This is a genomic window from Paenibacillus sp. OT2-17, assembly GCF_009827695.1.
Classification (GTDB): domain Bacteria; phylum Bacillota; class Bacilli; order Paenibacillales; family Paenibacillaceae; genus Paenibacillus; species Paenibacillus polymyxa_B.
In genome coordinates, this window is the sequence record NZ_WUDQ01000051.1 from 1 (window position 1) to 18623 (window position 18623).

Here is an 18623-nt window from a genome sequence, read left to right on the forward strand (position 1 = left end):
CTTGCACTTGTTCATAATGGGTTCGCCTTTGGAGCCGCTATGAAGCTCAAGAATCAGCTCTTTTAACCATGTTGCAACACCATCCTCAAGATTCCGAAGATAGGTTGCCCCTTCGACAGCTTTGTTCAAACGTTCCGAGAAACGTGAGTAGACTTCCTCACTCCACCCTATATTTAACCGTTGTAAACTAACCAACAGAAGGTGTACCAATTTAGCTTTAAGCGCTTCAGGTGCAGGATACCCTTGTGTCATTTGTCCAATGAAATTTTTCACCTGACCCAATAGCTGATCGGGCTCTCCATTAGAGATAGCGCTTTCAATAAATTTAAAAAAGGCCCTTTGTTCGTGTGCGCTCATTTCCTGTACTGGCCGCTCATCATCTGAAACGACAAGGTTCAAACATCTGATGTGAGGTGTATAAAAACGCATGGAGATCAGGCCAACGGCCTTTTCGTGAGATTGGCTTATTTGCATTTCATCAAAATTAAAAGGGTGACCCCAAGCAAACCAGATTGAAATCGCTTGCTGTTGCTCCAACTTTTTCAGCCCAGCTTGCAGGGCGCTTTTGGCCTCCTTGCCTTCAGCCCTATCCTTCCAATTCACTACTGCAACCACATGGTCTTTACGGGATTCGAGTGGAAACACGACAGAAGACGCCCAAGGTCGCAATATTTCAACAACCGTATTACGGAGCTGAGAAGCCCACATATGTATATCCTCCGGGTGGGCCGCCGATGCTCCCAACGCGAGAACTTCTCCTACCCCACGCCATCCAAAGTGACTCTTTAATAGGATTTTCTCATTAGGCTGTAATTTGTCTGTCACGCATTTGCTAAACAAATGCTCCACAAATGCAGGCATACTCTGCTCGATCTGATTCAACGCTGTTTGATTCCCAATCAGTGCTTCCTGCTCCTCTACAATGATCTTCTCCATATGTTGAATCACTTCAATGAGCTGCTGCGATTGCACCGGTTTCACCAAATAATCATTCGCCCCGTACCTCACCGCCTGCTGTGCATAGCTAAATTCCTGGTAGACTGTCACTAAAATAACTTTGGTCTCATGCTGACCAGATGTTCTCAATTGTTGAAGATATTCAAGTCCATTCATGATCGGCATTTGAATATCTGTAAAAACGATTTGGATCGGTTTGGATAACGAAATGGTCAGAGCATCTTTCCCGTTCTTGGCTTCCCATACCTCGTATTCGGGACGTAGATCCCTGACCATGGCAGCCAAACCTCGACGCTGTCTAGTTTCATCATCCACAACAAGTACTCCCAGCGGGATCGAATTCACTGACTCCCCTCCTGTTCGTTTTCATACACGCATTTTTTTTCAGTATAACACTTACAGGTGGGAGCCGATCCTATTTTCTTTTTCGCTTCATACCGCGGATAGTCGTTTTCGTTGCCTGATCCACCCGATATGATTCCGTGATTTTTTGCAGTGCTTTGTTGAAGGTAAAATCATCTAATGTATTATGACTTAAATACGCCATGGTTACCTCAGGTAGCTTGATATAACAGATCGATATCGCCCATGCTACCGCCATTTGTACATAATAATCCTCGCGATGGGTCTGATCCAGTAAAGTAAACACCCGCTTCATATACTGTTCCTCAATATAAAAATTAAGAAGCATAACCACACCAAACCGAATTTCATATTCTTTCTTGGAGAATAGATAGGGCTGAATAAACTCCCACACCCGTTCTTTATGATGTTTTGTGATTTTCAATCCGGCACAGAAACTATCACATACGGACCAATTATCAATTTTAGGAACAAACTTGGCGGTATAACTCAAAACTTCCTCTATATCCGTTTTTACAGAACCAATCACCATGCCTTGCAGCATGACTTCTTCGAAGTGCTCACTTTCAGCGGTCTCCAGGTAGAGACGCCAATCTCCTTTGGCAATATTTTGAGCTAGCTTACGCAGCACTGGCAGACGTACACCCAGCACATTATTAATCGTCGGAAGCAATGCAGCCGTAAATTTCTGAAAATCTGCATCCACGTATGACAGTATCTGTTCTCTGATTGTTTTCTCCATCGTTTCCACTCCCTGATTCTTAACGAAATGAAATACTCCACAAATAAATAGAGGCCACCGAACCATAAGGCGAATAAACTCGGCGGTACTCCTCAAATTGCTGCTTGGTCAATGTATCTAGATGGTACAACTTCATCATTCCCCGTCGAATAGCCATATCGCCCCAACTGACGACATCTGGACGCTCCATACAATTAATCAGCATCATTTCAGCCGTCCAAGGTCCTATCCCTTGCAGCGAGGACAATTTCTGGATCACCTGTGCATCGGAAAGCTCATATAATTCCTGTAAATCCAACAGGCCCTGCTCGATCGTTTGGGCTATATTTAGAATACATGTGGCCTTTTTCATGGTGATGCCACAGCTTTGAATTTCTAAAGCCGTCTGAACGGCTATATTTTGTGGAGTAATCACCCCTAACTTCTCCTGCATCCTTGCCCATATGGTTTGAACCGCCTTGGCCGATATAAGCTGTCCCACAATCGCATGAACGAGCGCCGCGAACAGGTCGGGAATGATGATCCGTTCTACCTTGCCCATTTGCGTCATCGCTGCACCAAGTACGGTGTCTACGTTTTTTAGATAATTGATTTCCTTTTCTCCATAATCAAAGTTTTTGGTCATTACGGTTTGCATTCGTTCTCCCGCTGCCCCCTTATATGCTCACTCTTGATTCAATGGCATGGACTGCTTTTACATCAGGGTTCAAATCCTTCTTTGCTCACATAGAGCTGCTCTTTCGGGAAAACATGGAGAAAACGTTCATAAACCGCCTTATAGGCAGCAGGATGATACCATTCTTCCAGCCCCAATGACTCGTACAACGCACCAATTTTTAAGCTACGCGTTCGTCTTCCCCCACTGCCGTCTCCCATAAAATAATCATCAATACAGACACGGTTGACCAGAGGCAAAAGCTTGTCTGCAAAATGTTCACTGCTTGGAAGCATCGGAGCAATCGTAGCTTGGGTTGGTACACCTGCCTCCTTTAAGAGATGCAGCGTTTGGAGACGAGCCTGGATGGGAGGAGCCTCCGGGGTAAAATGTTTGCGTATATCTTCTCGATCTGTTTCTACAGTCATACTCACACGAACACGATCCCCCAATCGAAGCAGTAAATCGGTATCCCGCCGTACCAGTGGACTGCGCGTCTGTAAAAAGAGAAAATCAGGTGGATCCTCCACCATCACCTCCAGCAGAGACCGGGTCACCTCTTCCTTGTACTCGGCAGGCTGATAAGGATCTGTGCTTGACGACATAAAAATCGTGACTTTACCTTTGGACTTGGCTCTGCGAAGCTCCTTACGAAGAATATCTGCCGCCTGATTTTTAATATCAACCCATGTCCCCCAAGCTTCCTTCCGAAATGTGGAGACTGGCAATTGGCGTACATAGCAATACGAGCAACCAAAGGTACAACCTGTATACGGGTTCAACGAATGTGTATACCCTGACAAGAAGCCGGTCCCTTTATTCAGAAGAGTCTTGGGGGATTTGTAATACTCATTTTTCATACTGAACCGATGCCACACTTTCCTTTTCGAGCTGCAAAAGCTTCACCTTCATGTCCAAACCACCACGATATCCGGTCATAGCTCCATTTTTACCGATGACCCGATGACAAGGGACCGTGACCAAAATTGGATTAGCACCGATGGCAGCCCCCACCGCACGAACAGAGGCTGGCTTTTGAATAGCGTTGGCAATGTCTGAATAGGATAGTGTTTCCCCATACGGAATATCACACAACGCATTCCAAACCGCCATCTGGAACGCAGTCCCATGAAAATCAAAGGGCAATGTAAATTGGGCCCGCTCCCCTTGGAGATATTCAATCAGCTCCTTGGCATAGGGCTGTAAAGCAGCATCCTCTTCAACTAAAGGACTGCCGGGAAATCGCCTTCCCGCCCATGAAAACAATTCCTCTACAGGTTGATTGGGCGAACCTACATAACATAGTCCTTCCGATGTAGCTGCAATATATAAATTCCAATCCTCATGTGTCAACAATGACCAATAGATCGTTTTATTTATTTGCTGTGCCATGCTGTGTACCTCCATTTTGTGTTGCTTTCAATTTGAGTTGGCGATATTGCAATGGGGTGTAGCCTGTATTCTTTTTAAATAACGTAATAAAGTAAGGTGCATTGCACAGACCTACGTTCTCCCCCACTTCCGCAACAGATATATCTGAGCAAATGAGCAGCTTCTTCGCTTGTTCCAACCTGGTCTGCTGTATATATTCCATCGGAGTTAGATGCATGATCCGCTTGAAGGTACGATGTAAATGATACGGACTTCCATGGCTTATTTCAGCCAGGATGTGCAATGTTAAGTCCTTCATATAGTTAGAATTCACGTATTCTGTAACCAGTGCGATCCATTCATGATCAGGCAATCGTTGTCCTGTCGGTTTGCATCTTTTGCATGGACGGAAATGCTCGGCCAATGCCTGCTCTGCTGTTTTAAATATACGGATGTTTTCTCTTTTGGGAGGACGGGATTTGCAGGAGGGGCGACAAAATATTCCCGTTGTCTTCACAGCGTACAAAAATACCCCGTCATATGACTTGTCGTTTTCTACAATAGCTCTCCACTTGTCGTCAGTTATGGATAAATCGGATGTGCTCATTCAAATCACCTCTCTTGTGCAATGTGGCCTCCCCACATATCTATGGCAGAATTTTTCTAAATCCGTCTGTCTAAATTATAGACTAAATAGTGAACATATGTACCCCTCTTGGAATGTAAAGGCAAGATAACGAAAAAAAGATGACTCCCCGCGGAGCCACCTTTGATCTTACTTATCTATCTTATTTAGGCTTGCAGCTTGCTCGGTTTGGCGGTAATCGTCAACTCATCTGAAGGAGGCTGATATTCCTTTGACCAATACTCGGCATTTGAAATACCTGCCTTCTCCGGGTCAAACACCGGGTCCAGTCCTTGCCTCTGCTGCTGTTCGTAATCCTTAAGCACAAGAAGAGCAGGCTTGGCTAACAGAATCATAGCAATCAGATTCACCCAGAGCATAATACCGACCCCCATATCCCCCAGTGTCCACGCCAACGCCGATTCCTTGACGACCGTTCCATAGAACGTCGAACCCAGGATAACCAGCTTTAGAACGAACATGGGCCATTTGGCTTTACGGTCGGCAACCAGGTAGGCCATATTCGTTTCTGCGATGTAATAATAGGCGATAATGGTCGTAAATGCGAAAAAGAACAAGGTAATGGACAGCAGACTCGATCCAAAACCGGGAAATACTGATTCAATAGCAGCCTGTGTATATTGGGTTCCCTCTTCAACACCCGGGAGATGCTGTACAATAAAATCGCCACCAGGTCCCTTCACGTTGTACATACCTGTGAATAAGACCATAAAAGCCGTAGACGTACAGACTAAAAAGGTATCCACATACACGGAAAATGCCTGAACTAGCCCCTGTTTTGCGGGATGAGACACTTCCGCGGCTGCTGCCGGATGCGCACCTGAGCCTTGCCCGGCTTCGTTGGAGTAAATGCCCCGTTTTACGCCCCAGGCAATCGCCGTCCCTGCCATACCGCCGAACACAGAATCCACGCCAAAAGCACTGCGAAAAATCAGCGAAAATACATCGGGAAGCGCAGTAATATTCGTCATCATAATATAAAAAGAGACAAGGATGTAGCCAAGTGCCATAAACGGAATGACAACCTGAGCCACATTGGCAATCCTTTTTACACCACCAAAAATGATAAGCGCCAGCAACACGACTACTACTATCCCGGAAACCTTCATATCCATGCCAAACGAGCTATGAAAAGCTACGGCAATAGAGTTCGATTGAGTTCCCGGCATCAGTAAACACATCGCGACCAACGCAGCAACCGCAAAAATGACGGCAAACCATTTAAAGCCTGTCCCTTTTTCAATATAAAAGGCCGGGCCGCCTCGGTACTGACCATCGCGCTTTACCTTATATACCTGAGCCAGTGTGGATTCAACAAACGCAGTAGCCGATCCGATAAAAGCCATGACCCACATCCAAAATATCGCCCCGGGTCCACCCATACCGACTGCCAATGCAATCCCAGCAATATTTCCCGTCCCTACACGCCCCGATAGCGCCATCGTAAAGGCCTGAAAAGAAGATACACCTGCCTCTGAACTTTTCCCTTTAAATACTAGACGGATCATCTCTCTGAAATGCCTGATTTGTAGGAATCGAGTCATGATCGAAAATAATAGTCCCACGCCCAAACAGACATATACCACAGGATTGCTCCAAATGACGCCGTTTACTGCCTCTGCCCACTGCTCTAACATTCCTTGTATTTCCCCCTGATCAATCAATTGATTTTCTAGTCTATGTTTTCAGAAAATTTGCATAATTACAAAAAATTATAGATTAGTTTTTACCCCCATACAAGTTAATTTAATTGACATATTGTCAATTACAAGTGAGCTTACCGGCTACATAAAATGACGACAAAAAAGCTCTGATGATCCGGGAATGTGGACCATCAGAGCTTTATTCTTAAGACATCAGGCGATGCCCTCTTTCTCATTTGAAGCACTAGACAATTTCAACAGTGGGGACTGCTCCGTTACCTCTCCTTGAGCGATTGGAAGGATCTCGACATATTGGGAAGAGTTTGTAATGATAACTGGCGTAATCGTAGGATAACCCTCTGCCCTGATTTGCTCAACATCAAACTCAAGCAGTAGATCCCCAGCTTTTACCTCGTCGCCTTCTTTGATATGGGAAGTAAAATATTTACCGTCCAGCTTGACTGTATCTACTCCAACATGAATCAAAACTTCTGCGCCATGGGGTGAAACAATCGCAAGCGCATGTTTTTTCTTGAACGCCACAGTGATGGTTCCATCGAAAGGGGCCACGACTCTGCCCGTTGTCGGTTGGATGGCGATACCTTTGCCCATAGCCTCTGAAGCAAATGCAGGATCGGGAACCTCCGACAAAGCGACCACAGTTCCTTCAATTGGGCTGAGTACCTCTTCATTAGAAACAACAACTGTAGAGGTCGATTCTTTAGCCGAATTGTTAGTAGTTTCCTCTTCTTCAACTGGATCTTCAAAACCTAAAATATAAGTCAAGATGGCCGACACCAGGAATGAAACGGTAATCCCTAAAATCAATCCCGGGAATCCTTGTCCACCAGGGCCGTAAAAGATCGGCAAGGTCAGCAACCCAGGTGCGCCAGAGGCAAATGCTTGCGTTCCCGCTTGACCGATAATGGCACCACCGGCGGCGCCGCCGATAATACCTGCAATAAACGGACGTTTCAGTGGCAACGTAACCCCATAAACTGCTGGCTCCGTGATGCCGAATAAAGCGGTAAGTGTAGCGGAACCCGCCAGCGTTTTCAGCTTTTTATTTTTCGTTTTCAGCATAACACCGAACGCTGCGCCGGTTTGAGCAAAGACGGAAGCCGAAGCAGCGGGCTTAATGCCATCCCGGCCGTTGACAGCAATGTTATTAATAAATACAGGTATAAGCCCCCAGTGAACACCAAAAATAACGAGCAGCTGCCAGCAAGCACCAAGGATTGCTCCAGCCAGCAACGGACTAAAGCTGAACGCAGCAACGAGTGCGGTAGCGATTGCGTTGCCCACATACACCCCGACTGGACCAAAGACCATCAGGGTCAGAGGAAGCATAATTACAAGTAGAATCAAAGGTGTAATAAAGTTTTTAACGCTCTCGTGGATCACTCGATTGCACCATTTTTCCAGCTTACTCATGACGATGACGGCTAAAATGATCGGAATAACGGTAGATGAATAACTCATCATAACAATAGGAATACCGAAAAAGTCCGTAGGTGTACCTTCCGTTTTTAGCGTGACAATGGTCGGGTAAAGCAACCCTCCGGCAATGGTCAGGGCAACGAAGATATTACCTCCAAATTTCCGTGCCGTTGTAACCGCTAACAAGAGAGGGAGGAAATAAAACAAGCTGTCGGCCGCAGCATACAAAATCATATAGGTAGTGTCTTTCGGTAGCAACCAACCAAGGTTACTCGCAATCAGCAGCAGACCTTTCAAAATACCGGACCCCGCCATAACTCCAAGCAACGGTGCAAAAATGCTGGAAATTACGTCGATTACGGCGCCAAATCCTTTGTTGCCTTTAGCTGAATGATCTTCTTTTCCAGTTTCATTCAAAATATTGGATACTTTACCGATTGCATTATATACCTCTGGTACATTGTTGCCGACTACAACCTGGAACTGACCACCGCTTTGCTTTACCGTGATAATTCCATCGGTTTTTTCCAGCTTTCCCTTGTCTGCTTTTGCCTCATCTTTTAGCACAAAACGCAGGCGAGTGGCGCAGTGAACGAGCGATATTACATTTTTTTCGCCACCTACCAGGTGTACAATTTCCTTAGCCAGTTTTTCATTACTCATGATGGACACCTCCATGTTCTAAGGGGATTTTCACATATTTAGGCACACAAAAAACCTAAGCCTTGAAAAATGGTGGGCACTTTATTCCCGCAATTTTTCATGACTTAGGTTTTGCCTGCATAACCAGTAACAATCCCAGTTAAAACTTATTAAATTCCTGTTACTATCATAATATAATTAATCCACCATATTTGTCAACAAAAACTTTTAATCATATATTTTTGATCCTTTTTCGTCGAAAAAGTTCGACTTATCTATTCACCACCCGTTCAATATGCACGGTTAGATATAGCTTTTCTTCATTAGTCAATTCGTGGTTGTATTCTTTTTGCACAAAAGCACCAATTTTCTCTGTGCAAGCAGCTGCTTCCTTGTGCTTTTCCTTAATCATGTCATACAAATGATCATAGTTATTTTCGTAGTGATTTCCCTTAAATACGCGCTGAGCGAAAAATTTCAGATGCGTAATAAAGCGGAAATAGCTCAGAGAGTCCTCGTCAAAATCGACCTTAAAGTGATATTTTGCAATATTGATAATTTGCTGGATAAACTTCGTGATACTCATGGTCGTAATGACTTCCTCGTTCATTTCAGCATTCACGATGTGAATCGCAATATAAGCTGCTTCGTCCACAGGCAGTTCAATACCGAGCCTTTGTTTGATTTGCTCCAACGTTTTCAGACCAATCGCGAATTCTTCTTTATACAGCTGCTTGACTTCCCACAATAACGCGTTTTTGATTTCCAATCCTTCCCGGTATCTTTCAACAGCGAAATTGATATGATCGGTCAGCGAAACATAAATATTTTCGTTCAGCTTTCTGTTCAGATTATGCTTGGCATCATTAATGACTTCCTCCACAATCACGATCAAATCAAGCGGTACCTCACGCAACAACATTTTAAAGTTATCGGACGTCTGCTTGTTTTTCAGGGCAAATACCTTCTGAATTCTGGTTTCGTCTACTTTGTCTCCAGGCTTTTTCTTAAAAGCAATCCCCCGACCCATTACCACGAGTTCGGTACCGTCCGTCTGGTAGACGCTGATTACATTGTTGTTGATGACCTTTGCTATGTTCATCTTGATCCCCCGTTCCATATGCCAGCAAGAGCCACACTTGCTCCATCCTCTTTATTGTAAACAGAAAAAAAACCGAAGCACGCCAAATAAACAAGACTGTAACATCTTCTTATTTGTGGCTTAGGTTTTGCCTGCTACGCAGTAACAATCCTAAAAATGATGGAATTGCGTCAAGTATAGCCCGAAGAGGAACGATTGTCAACGCTTTCAATGAAGAAACGAAGATCGGAAATTCCCGTGGGCCCGGGACATCCGATCCTATTTTCTTGTGGTACGATTATTCGCCCAAATTTTCTCCGTCGGAATGAATTACGTTTTTGTACCAGTGGAAGCTTTTCTTTTTAATACGTTTCAATGAACCGTTGCCTTCGTTGTCGCGGTCCACATAAATATAACCGTAGCGTTTTTTCATCTCTCCTGAGGAAGCGCTGACAATGTCAATAGGTCCCCAACTTGTGTAACCGATAATTTCGACTCCGTCTTGAAGAGCCTCACCCATTTCGGCAATATGCCGCTTGAGATAGTCGATCCGGTAATCGTCGTTAACTTCTCCTTCAGGCGAAACCACATCATTGGCACCAAAACCGTTTTCCACTACGAACAGAGGCTTTTGGTAACGGTCATGCAATTGGTTGGCTGTGATGCGGAATCCTTTTGGATCGATCGTCCAGCCCCATTCGGACTTGTCCAGATATGGATTGGCCACAGAGCCAAATACATTACCGCTGGTCATGTTCTTGACGATTTCCGGGTCTGTGCTGGTCGTCCGGCTTGAATAATAGCTGAATCCGATATAGTCAACGGTATGATCTTTCAAAATGGCTGCGTCGCCTGATTCCATCTCAATGTTTAATCCATGATCCTTGAAGAAGCGCTTCGCATAGCCAGGATATTCGCCGCGTGACTGTACATCAATGAAGAAGTAGGACTCGCGGTCTTTTTCCATGCCCTGATACACATCTTCGGGATTACATGTATACGGATAGAAGCTGCCGGCAGCAAGCATACAGCCAATCTTGGCATCCGGGATAATCTCGTGACACGCTTTTACAGCCAGCGCGCTTGCCACAAGCTGATGATGTGCAGCCTGATACTGAATCTGTTTAACGTTTTCACCTTCTTGAAAAACAAGACCGGCGCCGAGAAACGGCAAATGGAGAAGCATGTTAATCTCGTTGAATGTCATCCAGTATTTCACTTTATCCTTGTAGCGGGTGAATACTGTTTTAGCATAGGTTTCAAACAGGCTTACCAGCTTCCGGCTCCGCCAGCTTCCATATTTCTCGACCAGATCCACTGGCACGTCAAAATGAGCGAGGGTAACGACTGGCTGAATGCCATGTTTATGCAACTCGTCGAACAAGTCATCGTAGAATTGCAAACCTGCTTCATTTGGAGTAGCGTCTTCTCCTGTTGGAAAAATACGAGCCCAGGCAATGGAAACACGCAGCGCCTTAAATCCCATTTCTGCAAATAGCGCGATATCCTCGCGATAGTGGTGATAGAAATCAATGGCTTCGTGGGAAGGATAGAATTCGCTTTCAAGTGGAGTCAGTGAAGGAACATTCCCTTTCATTATGTTTCTTCTCTTCTCTCCGGTAGGCAGCAAATCAACCAGACTCAATCCTTTACCGTCTTCCAAATAAGCACCCTCGGCCTGATTGGCAGCAAGAGCACCGCCCCATAAAAAGTCTTTAGGAAAAATAAAGCTGGTCATAAACGTTCTCCTTCCAAATGTGTGATAAAGGGGTTCCTAGAGGGTGGGTGATGGATATAAAAAAACCCAAACCAGCCTGTATACACTTGCAGTGTAAACAAGCCAATTCAGGTTATGCCCTATCGGTAACATCCCATGAAAAGGTTATACGTATTTGATTGAAACTCTAACAAAGATTTGGGAACCTGTCAAATTCATTTGATATAATAACACGCAATTAACAAACCAACAACATTATTTCAATCGCCTATTGGGTAATGAAAAGAACCATGAAAGAGACCTCAGATAAACGACTTTACGAAAGATACCTGGCTGTTCGCCTTCGTCTGGAAGGGCACATGTTTTCGGAGATCGGTGATCTACTCAGTCGCTAATTTAAAATATTTTGTTGCAAGAAATTTAGAAAATCCCTTTGCATAGAGCCAAGAGGTATAATTTTTTTGATTATCTTGAACCTCCAATGCTGTCCTTTACTGTTAAATGACCATATTGCAGAAGACAGATATATGGAATGATATTTTTGTTCTTGTAAATCAGCTACTTCAAATTCAACTTTTTGTACTACTTTAGTGGAAAATAGATTCAGGAAAAGGATAATAATTTTATCATTATTTAGGAGTAATATAGCTCGACTTGTCCAAGCCGAAAGGCTTTGAGGAGTTGAATAGCAGATAAGCATGTTAGGTTCTCTATGCGATTCAGTTAGCTTATTAATAGTTTTTTTGTTAATGAATATCATAATCAAATACCTTTCTATTTGTTACTATATAAACCGCAATTAAGATCATAACCTAACCAGTAGCCGACCAATTGTTTCTAGCGGTTGTTCATTGATTCGTTTCATAAACCGGCCGGCATGAACTTAATCTTATAAAACCTCTAAAAAAACACGTTATTCGCCACATTGGATTTAAGCCATAGCCCCCTCGACTGGATCAGGTTGGGACTATAGGGCGGAAGAAAGGCCAGGTGCAGGCGTGGATGTTCCTAGTCTCAATTGACAATATAAATAGTCCCATTTGATGTTAGAAACCACACCAGCAGCCCCGTGTTCATTCTCTTAGTTTCGTTGTCTCATCGCCTCAAATAATAGCACCGTAGAAGCCATCGCTGCGTTCAGTGATTCCGCTTGCCCCTGCATCGGAATGAATACCGACTCATCCACCATGCGCGCGGTAGCAGCAGAAATACCTTGGCCTTCGTTTCCGATCACAAGCCAAGTGGAAACACGCAAATCTATGGTATAGCATGACAAGCTCGCATCCAGTGAGGTGCTGAGCAAGCGGGCACCTTTACTTTTGGCCTGCGGTAAAAGCTCCTCCAGACTGCCTTCAATCACCGGCAGGTGAAACAACGATCCCATCGTGGAGCGGATCGTTTTGGGATTGTACAGGTCGGCGCAGCCATGACCCAATATTACGCCTGCGGCTCCAGCAGCGTCCGCGCTGCGGATGATGGTGCCTACATTGCCGGGGTCCTGCACCCCGTCCAGCACCATCACCAGTGCATCCGGCTGCTCCAGCAATGCCGGGAATGCGCTGCGCTCCTCCTTACGCACGATGGCAAAGACCGACTGCGGCGTCTTCGTATCGGTGCATTTTGCAATGACCGCCGCTGACACGGGAACCCATTCCACCGGCTGGTCGGCTGGATCCAGGCCATTCAGCTCGGCGGGAATGCCCTTGTCCAAATCATAGGCGACGGTTTCGACAGCCGCGTCTGAACGCAGCGCTTCCTGCACCAGATGAATACCCTCGACAATATATTTATGCTGCCGTGTGCGATGCTTTTTCTCCAGCAGTTGCGCCCACTCTTTTACACGCGCATTATTCGGTGAAATGATTTCCATTCGTTTAACCTTCCATTTCTTTGTCCATTTCTTAAAAATAAATAATGTATCACTTCACTTGTACTTGAACATCAAGCCTTCATTAGGCTACAAATGCCAGCTCCAGCTTGGTCAGATCATCCTTGTGGCCCACAATGACCAGTACATCACCCGGCTCCAGACGATCTTCGGCATAAGGTGAAATATTCATTTCCTGATTTCTACGAATCGCCATCACATTGCAGCCGAAGCGTGCACGTATGTCTAGCTCTTTCAGGTTTTTGCCAATCATGGAATCGGCGGCTCTCATCTCCAAAATACTGTAGTCCTTGGACAGCTCGATATAATCCAAAATGTTGGGAGATGTCAAATGATGAGCTACCCGTAACCCCATATCCCGTTCAGGATAAACGACTTTATCCGCACCTATTTTTTGCAGCACTTTCCCGTGCAATTCATTTTGTGCCTTGACCACAAGAGCTGGTACGCCCATGTCCTTGAGAATCAATGTCGTCAGAATACTGGCCTGTATATCTTCGCCAATTGCAACTACGATTACGTCAAAATTACGGATACCCAGCGCTCGCAGCGCTTCCTCATCCGTCGAGTCAGCAGATACCGCATGCGTCACAATATTCGACATTTCCTGTGTACGCTGCTCGTCCGAGTCAATAGCCAGCACATCAAAACCCATCTCACTCAGCGCACTGGCAACACTGGAACCAAAACGGCCCATGCCAATGACCGCATACTGTTTTTTTGCCATTCCTTCTTTACCTCCCGATCACCATACTGTCCGTCATAGTATAGCATATCATGTTGCAAACATAAATTTTGACATACTTATGCCAAATGCTTCTCCATGTATACTGGACAACAGCCCAAGCCATAATACATTCGACCACTACTACAACATACGGGAGGTACACATGCCCATTACAATGGATTTACGACAAGCAATTGTTCACAAAGTACACGGCAAATCAGAAGCTGATCTTACGGACATGATTATTGGGTCAGTGGACGGACCGGAGGCCGCTTTGCCTGGATTGGGTGTCATTCTTGAAATTGCTTGGAAGCATATGAGTCCAAACCAGCAGCACGATTTCGTCCATTTGGCACATGAACAAATCGATAAAATCAAACCCGTACCTTTAACCTAGCTCTAGCTATTTAACTTTTTGTTCCGATTTAATTGTGCTCATTATTTTACCCGTATTCTAAAATGAGAATAGTCCACTCGCATTAACATCGAGTGGACTATTCGTTGTATACACTAAATGACTAGATCTAACGGTTCTGCATACTCAATCTTATGGAGCCATTTCCAAAAACTTAGCTGTCGGGTTTTTCTCCATAGCCGTACGCATGGCATACTCATTTTCGAACAAGGCAACATAATTGCCCTTCTTATCCTTTACCAGCGTAGAGTTAATACGGAACTTGCTCGGATCAATCTGATCATCCACAATCCAACGTGCAAATTGGAATGGCATACGCTGAAGCTGTACATCAACGCCATATTCACCCTTCATGCGGTACTCAAATACTTCAAATTGCAGTTGCCCGACAACACCCAATAGCGTATCGTCAAAGCTTACCGTACGGAACACCTGAATCATACCTTCCTCGGTCAACTGGTCAATACCCTTCAGATACTGTTTGTGCTTCAAGGCATTTTTCACCGTTACCTTGGCAAAAATCTCAGGCGAAAAGGTCGGCAATTCATCAAACACAACCTCGCTACCTTGGCTGAGTGAATCACCAATACGGAAAATACCCGGGTCAAACAATCCTATAATATCGCCAGGAAAAGCCTCCTCGACAATATCACGGTCCTGTGCCAGGAACTGCTGTGGCTGAGACAGCTTAATCTCCTTGCCCATCCGTACATGCTTAACACTCATCCCGCGTTGAAACTTACCGGAGACAATACGCAAAAATGCAATACGGTCACGGTGAGCCGGGTTCATGTTCGCTTGAATTTTAAATACATAGCCGGTAAACTTTTCGTTTGTTGGCTCAATTTCCCCAGCTGTACTACGGCGCGGCTCCGGTTTAGGAGCAAGCTGAAGGAAGTTTTCCAAAAATGTTTGTACACCAAAATTATTAATCGCACTGCCGAAGAATACAGGTGTTAATTCTCCACGCTGTACTTTTTCCATGTCAAAAGGGTCACCCGCGACGTCAAGCAACTCCAAGTCTTGGCATAATTGGTCATGCAAATATTCGCCCGCCATCTCACGAATGATTGGATCATTGTAATCTTCCACTTTTTGTACTTTGATCGTGGAATGGTCATCTCCCTGAAACAGCTCGACCTGATTTTTGACACGGTCATAGACACCACACAGCTCGCGTCCTGTACCAATTGGCCAATTCATAGGCACCGAACGGATGCCAAGCACCTGCTCCAGCTCCTCCATCAAATCAAAAGGACTGCGTCCCTCACGATCCAGTTTGTTAATGAAGGTGAAAATCGGAATTCCACGCTTCGCACAAACTTGAAACAGCTTAATCGTTTGCGCTTCCACACCTTTCGCTACGTCAATCAGCATGACTGCACTATCTGCTGCTGTTAATGTACGATACGTGTCTTCACTGAAATCCTGGTGACCTGGGGTGTCCAGAATATTGATGCGGTGACCATTATAATCAAATTGCATTACTGAGGATGTTACAGAGATCCCCCGCTGTTTTTCAATCTCCATCCAGTCACTCGTGGCGTGTTTGCTTGCTTTACGCGCTTTAACTGAACCAGCAAGACGAATCGCGCCCCCGAACAGCAGCAGCTTTTCCGTCAGTGTCGTTTTACCCGCATCCGGGTGAGAAATAATCGCAAACGTACGCCGTTTGTCGACTTCCTGTTGAAGTATATCTGTTGTTTTACTCATTTCACATATCCCTTCATGATCAAATCCATTGCATTACTGCTCAAGCTATTCATAAAAAGGCCATGACGCACGCCTGTTTTCATAAGTTCATCGGCCCTATCAGCTATATTGCCGTTAGCTCCAGTATTCGGCGTACTCCGTTACCATATTCATTATAAATACGATCTATTTACATGTTTTAGCCTGCCTTTAACTTATAATCAGTTGCAAACTGAAAACCTGAGACTAAGCTATTATAGCACACTCGGAACGCAAAGCATCCCCTTACGTCCTGAACAGGACATAGGGGGATGCAGGACAAATCGGGATTACTGAACGCCGCCTACTCGCCAGATGACATTATCTTCATCCTGACCGCTAACCGGCCACCACTTGAAGCCATCCTGCTCCAATAGCTTGTGAGCACCTTCCGGTCCCCATGAGCCTGCAGCATAGGTTTCCAGCGTATCCGGGGCCTGCTGCCATGCCTTGGCGATTCGATCGACGAATCCCCATGCCGTGGCAACCTCATCCCAACGCGTGAAGTACGTCGAATCACCCTCAATCGCATCCATCAGCAATCGTTCATAAGCCTCTGGTGAGTTGATACCCACCATACAGCTTTGGCAAAAATCCATAGCCAGTGGCTCAATATCTGATTCGGAACCGGGTTTCTTGGCATTGATTTTAATGTAAATGCCCTCCATTGGATTGACCCGAATCACGAGCAAGTTCGGTTCTAGCTTATGCTTTTGACCGAGATACACGTTCGTTGGCATGCTCTTAAATTCCACAACAATCTCCGTTGTTTTTACAGGGAGACGTTTGCCCGTACGAATATAGAACGGTACGCCAGCCCAACGGAAATTATCAACAAACACGCGTGAAGCAAAATAAGTCTCTGTGTTCGACTGTGGATCTACCTTGTCTTCTTGGCGATACCCCGGCAACTGCTGGCCGCGATAACTGCCTTCGGTGTATTGGCCACGTACCACATTGGTTTTCACATCCTCAGACGTTTCAAAAGGGCGCAGCGAACGCAGCACTTTTACCTTTTCATCACGGATATCCTCAGGCAACAAACGACTAGGTGGTTCCATCGCAATCATCGTTAGCATTTGCAACATATGGTTCTGTCCCATATCCCGCAAGGCGCCGGAATGATCGTAGTAACCTCCGCGTTCCTCCACCCCTACCGTTTCACTAAGCGTAATTTGCACATTGGCAATATGCTTATTATTCCACAGTGGTTCAAAGAAGGCGTTCGCGAAGCGGATCACCTCAATATTTTGTACCATTTCCTTACCAAGATAGTGATCAATCCGATAAATTTCTTCTTCGGCAAATACTTCTCGTATTTCAACGTTCAATTCTTGTGCAGATTCGAGGTTATAACCGAATGGCTTCTCAATTACTAGGCGATTCCAGCCCTTGCCATCCATCATGCCGCCATCTTTCAAGCTCTTCGACACGCTTCCGAATAATTCAGGAGCCAAGGCCAAATAAAACAACCGATTTCCCGGTATGTTAAACTTGCTTTCTATAGACTCCGTCTGCTGTCTCAGCTCATGGAACCCTTCGACATTGTTTATATCCAGCGATTTATATTCAAAATGCTCGGCAAATGCCTGCCATTCTTGATCATTTTCTGCTTTGTAGCGACTAAACTCCTGTATGGAAGCATACAGGTCATTACGGAATTCTTCCTCTGTGCGCGGACGCCTTGCTACACCAATAACGGCAAAATCTTCAGCAAGCTTGCCTTCGCGGTACAAGCTGTAAATAGCAGGAAAAAGCTTGCGACGAGCCAAATCGCCCGTAGCGCCAAAAATAAACAGAACTGCGCCTTGCGTCACAACAGATTCTTTAGCAGGTATGTCAGCCATGAAGTACCTCATTCTTCCCATGTCAAGATTCCGCAATCCACAATCCCCGAAATCCGCATGTAGTATTGTGTATATTTATACAAGATCATACTTGATTTTCGAAAAACATGGAACTAAAGATTTGATGATATTTTATCATATCCTACATGGATAAGCTATCCGATGAATCATAAATTTACCTTATAAGTCAGTATTCAATCGTGATGAGCGGGAAACCGAGCGTTATACGTGTATTCTGCTGCTCCCTATCTTCATGTACAGCCATCTGCATCTGGACCTGATGCTCACCGCTTTGAATCATTAACGGCAGCTCTGGAGCTTCATAGGATATAGCCACAGTAGTCGCATCCGTATATCTTTCTTTGGCCTGCATGGAGATGTTCTCTGCTAAGCTCGCCTCTGTCAGTTTCAACAGTTGATCTTTGGATTCCTTTGTATGCAGCGAACGCTGAAGGGCTGTGTTCCACTGCGCTTGAATCCCCATAGATTTTAATTGCTCAGCACAAAGCTTATGAAGCTGAATCAACCGCTCACGTCCTGCATTATTACTCTCCAGTTGAACAACTACATACCATTGTCCAGTTTGACGTTCCATCACATTTAAGCGGATTCTTAGATCCTCACTATGACGAACAGAACGATAAACCGTGTGTCCATTTTCTACGAGTTTGTTTACTGTGGGTATATTCAGCTGATCGGCTATCTGTGCCGCCACATCTGCCGGCTTTTCATGGTTAGAAATCCAATCGCCTTGCCAC

The 18623-nt window shown here is 45.1% G+C and carries 15 protein-coding genes and 1 pseudogene; 1 reads left to right on the forward strand and 15 read right to left on the reverse strand.

All coding sequences use genetic code 11. From position 1 onward, the window contains the following. The 12 genes and pseudogenes from GRP75_RS10030 to GRP75_RS10085 form a co-directional block, all read right to left on the reverse strand. Positions 1-1302: response regulator (locus GRP75_RS10030; RefSeq protein ID WP_160789235.1), on the reverse strand; the 1302-nt coding region annotated here is incomplete at its 3' end. Positions 1303-1372: 70 nt separating this feature from the next. Then, positions 1373-2062, reverse strand: a complete 690-nt coding sequence (locus GRP75_RS10035; protein WP_160789236.1) for a DNA alkylation repair protein — start codon at positions 2060-2062, stop codon at positions 1373-1375. A gap of 19 nt (positions 2063-2081) precedes the next feature. Beyond that, positions 2082-2699: a DNA-3-methyladenine glycosylase family protein gene (locus GRP75_RS10040; RefSeq protein ID WP_028541409.1), complete on the reverse strand. Its 618-nt coding sequence runs from the start codon at positions 2697-2699 to the stop codon at positions 2082-2084. A gap of 62 nt (positions 2700-2761) precedes the next feature. Beyond that, positions 2762-3577, reverse strand: coding sequence for an SPL family radical SAM protein (locus GRP75_RS10045; protein ID WP_160789237.1), 816 nt, complete (start codon positions 3575-3577; stop codon positions 2762-2764). Beyond that, the gene (locus GRP75_RS10050) at positions 3567-4109 is read right to left on the reverse strand and encodes a methylated-DNA--[protein]-cysteine S-methyltransferase (RefSeq protein ID WP_160789238.1); all 543 of its coding nucleotides are present in this window, start codon (positions 4107-4109) and stop codon (positions 3567-3569) included. Before GRP75_RS10050 ends, GRP75_RS10045 begins: the two co-directional genes overlap by 11 nt. After that, the gene (locus GRP75_RS10055) at positions 4090-4695 is read right to left on the reverse strand and encodes a bifunctional transcriptional activator/DNA repair enzyme AdaA (protein WP_160789239.1); all 606 of its coding nucleotides are present in this window, start codon (positions 4693-4695) and stop codon (positions 4090-4092) included. Before GRP75_RS10055 ends, GRP75_RS10050 begins: the two co-directional genes overlap by 20 nt. 185 nt (positions 4696-4880) lie before the next feature. After that, complete coding sequence (locus tag GRP75_RS10060; RefSeq protein ID WP_023990225.1) at positions 4881-6371, reverse strand: alanine/glycine:cation symporter family protein; 1491 nt, start codon at positions 6369-6371, stop codon at positions 4881-4883. Positions 6372-6590: 219 nt separating this feature from the next. Beyond that, entirely contained in the window at positions 6591-8480 is a 1890-nt protein-coding gene (locus tag GRP75_RS10065; RefSeq protein WP_160789240.1) for a beta-glucoside-specific PTS transporter subunit IIABC, read from the reverse strand. Positions 8481-8730: 250 nt separating this feature from the next. Next, positions 8731-9561 (reverse strand): BglG family transcription antiterminator LicT, encoded by an 831-nt coding sequence (gene licT / locus GRP75_RS10070; protein ID WP_023990227.1) that lies wholly within the window; start codon positions 9559-9561, stop codon positions 8731-8733. Positions 9562-9838: 277 nt separating this feature from the next. After that, positions 9839-11278 carry a 6-phospho-beta-glucosidase gene (locus GRP75_RS10075; protein WP_160789241.1) on the reverse strand — a complete coding sequence of 480 codons (1440 nt, stop codon included), beginning with the start codon at positions 11276-11278 and terminating at the stop codon, positions 9839-9841. A 1060-nt stretch (positions 11279-12338) separates the two neighbouring features. Beyond that, positions 12339-13127 (reverse strand): TrmH family RNA methyltransferase, encoded by a 789-nt coding sequence (locus tag GRP75_RS10080; RefSeq protein WP_023990230.1) that lies wholly within the window; start codon positions 13125-13127, stop codon positions 12339-12341. An 82-nt stretch (positions 13128-13209) separates the two neighbouring features. Continuing rightward, a pseudogene (locus GRP75_RS10085) lies at positions 13210-13875 on the reverse strand (potassium channel family protein); the annotation flags it as partial. 160 nt (positions 13876-14035) lie between these two features. On the opposite strand from GRP75_RS10085, the gene GRP75_RS10090 reads away from it, so the two are divergent. Continuing rightward, positions 14036-14269: a small acid-soluble spore protein SspI gene (locus tag GRP75_RS10090; RefSeq protein ID WP_016819939.1), complete on the forward strand. Its 234-nt coding sequence runs from the start codon at positions 14036-14038 to the stop codon at positions 14267-14269. A gap of 150 nt (positions 14270-14419) precedes the next feature. Here the strand turns inward: GRP75_RS10090 and GRP75_RS10095 are convergent, their stop codons facing one another. The 3 genes from GRP75_RS10095 to GRP75_RS10105 form a co-directional block, all read right to left on the reverse strand. Continuing rightward, positions 14420-16000 carry a peptide chain release factor 3 gene (locus GRP75_RS10095; protein ID WP_013311888.1) on the reverse strand — a complete coding sequence of 527 codons (1581 nt, stop codon included), beginning with the start codon at positions 15998-16000 and terminating at the stop codon, positions 14420-14422. Positions 16001-16308: 308 nt separating this feature from the next. Further along, on the reverse strand, positions 16309-17865 hold the full coding sequence (zwf, locus tag GRP75_RS10100) for a glucose-6-phosphate dehydrogenase (RefSeq protein ID WP_025723630.1): 1557 nt from the start codon (positions 17863-17865) through the stop codon (positions 16309-16311). Positions 17866-18052: 187 nt separating this feature from the next. Continuing rightward, positions 18053-18623 (reverse strand): YwmB family TATA-box binding protein (locus GRP75_RS10105; protein ID WP_160789242.1); only part of this gene is annotated, 571 nt, incomplete at its 5' end.

Excerpts from the sequence above, each read along its gene's own strand:
- GRP75_RS10080 (WP_023990230.1), bottom strand. The coding sequence starts at position 13,127 with ATGGAAATCATTTCACCGAATAATGCGCGTGTAAAAGAGTGGGCGCAA.
- GRP75_RS10045 (WP_160789237.1), bottom strand. The coding sequence starts at position 3,577 with ATGAAAAATGAGTATTACAAATCCCCCAAGACTCTTCTGAATAAAGGG.
- GRP75_RS10050 (WP_160789238.1), bottom strand. The coding sequence starts at position 4,109 with ATGGCACAGCAAATAAATAAAACGATCTATTGGTCATTGTTGACACAT.
- GRP75_RS10040 (WP_028541409.1), bottom strand. The coding sequence starts at position 2,699 with ATGCAAACCGTAATGACCAAAAACTTTGATTATGGAGAAAAGGAAATC.
- GRP75_RS10090 (WP_016819939.1), top strand. The coding sequence starts at position 14,036 with ATGCCCATTACAATGGATTTACGACAAGCAATTGTTCACAAAGTACAC.
- GRP75_RS10035 (WP_160789236.1), bottom strand. The coding sequence starts at position 2,062 with ATGGAGAAAACAATCAGAGAACAGATACTGTCATACGTGGATGCAGAT.
- licT (WP_023990227.1), bottom strand. The coding sequence starts at position 9,561 with ATGAACATAGCAAAGGTCATCAACAACAATGTAATCAGCGTCTACCAG.
- GRP75_RS10095 (WP_013311888.1), bottom strand. The coding sequence starts at position 16,000 with ATGAGTAAAACAACAGATATACTTCAACAGGAAGTCGACAAACGGCGT.
- GRP75_RS10055 (WP_160789239.1), bottom strand. The coding sequence starts at position 4,695 with ATGAGCACATCCGATTTATCCATAACTGACGACAAGTGGAGAGCTATT.
- GRP75_RS10065 (WP_160789240.1), bottom strand. The coding sequence starts at position 8,480 with ATGAGTAATGAAAAACTGGCTAAGGAAATTGTACACCTGGTAGGTGGC.
- GRP75_RS10075 (WP_160789241.1), bottom strand. The coding sequence starts at position 11,278 with ATGACCAGCTTTATTTTTCCTAAAGACTTTTTATGGGGCGGTGCTCTT.
- GRP75_RS10060 (WP_023990225.1), bottom strand. The coding sequence starts at position 6,371 with ATGTTAGAGCAGTGGGCAGAGGCAGTAAACGGCGTCATTTGGAGCAAT.
- zwf (WP_025723630.1), bottom strand. The coding sequence starts at position 17,865 with ATGGCTGACATACCTGCTAAAGAATCTGTTGTGACGCAAGGCGCAGTT.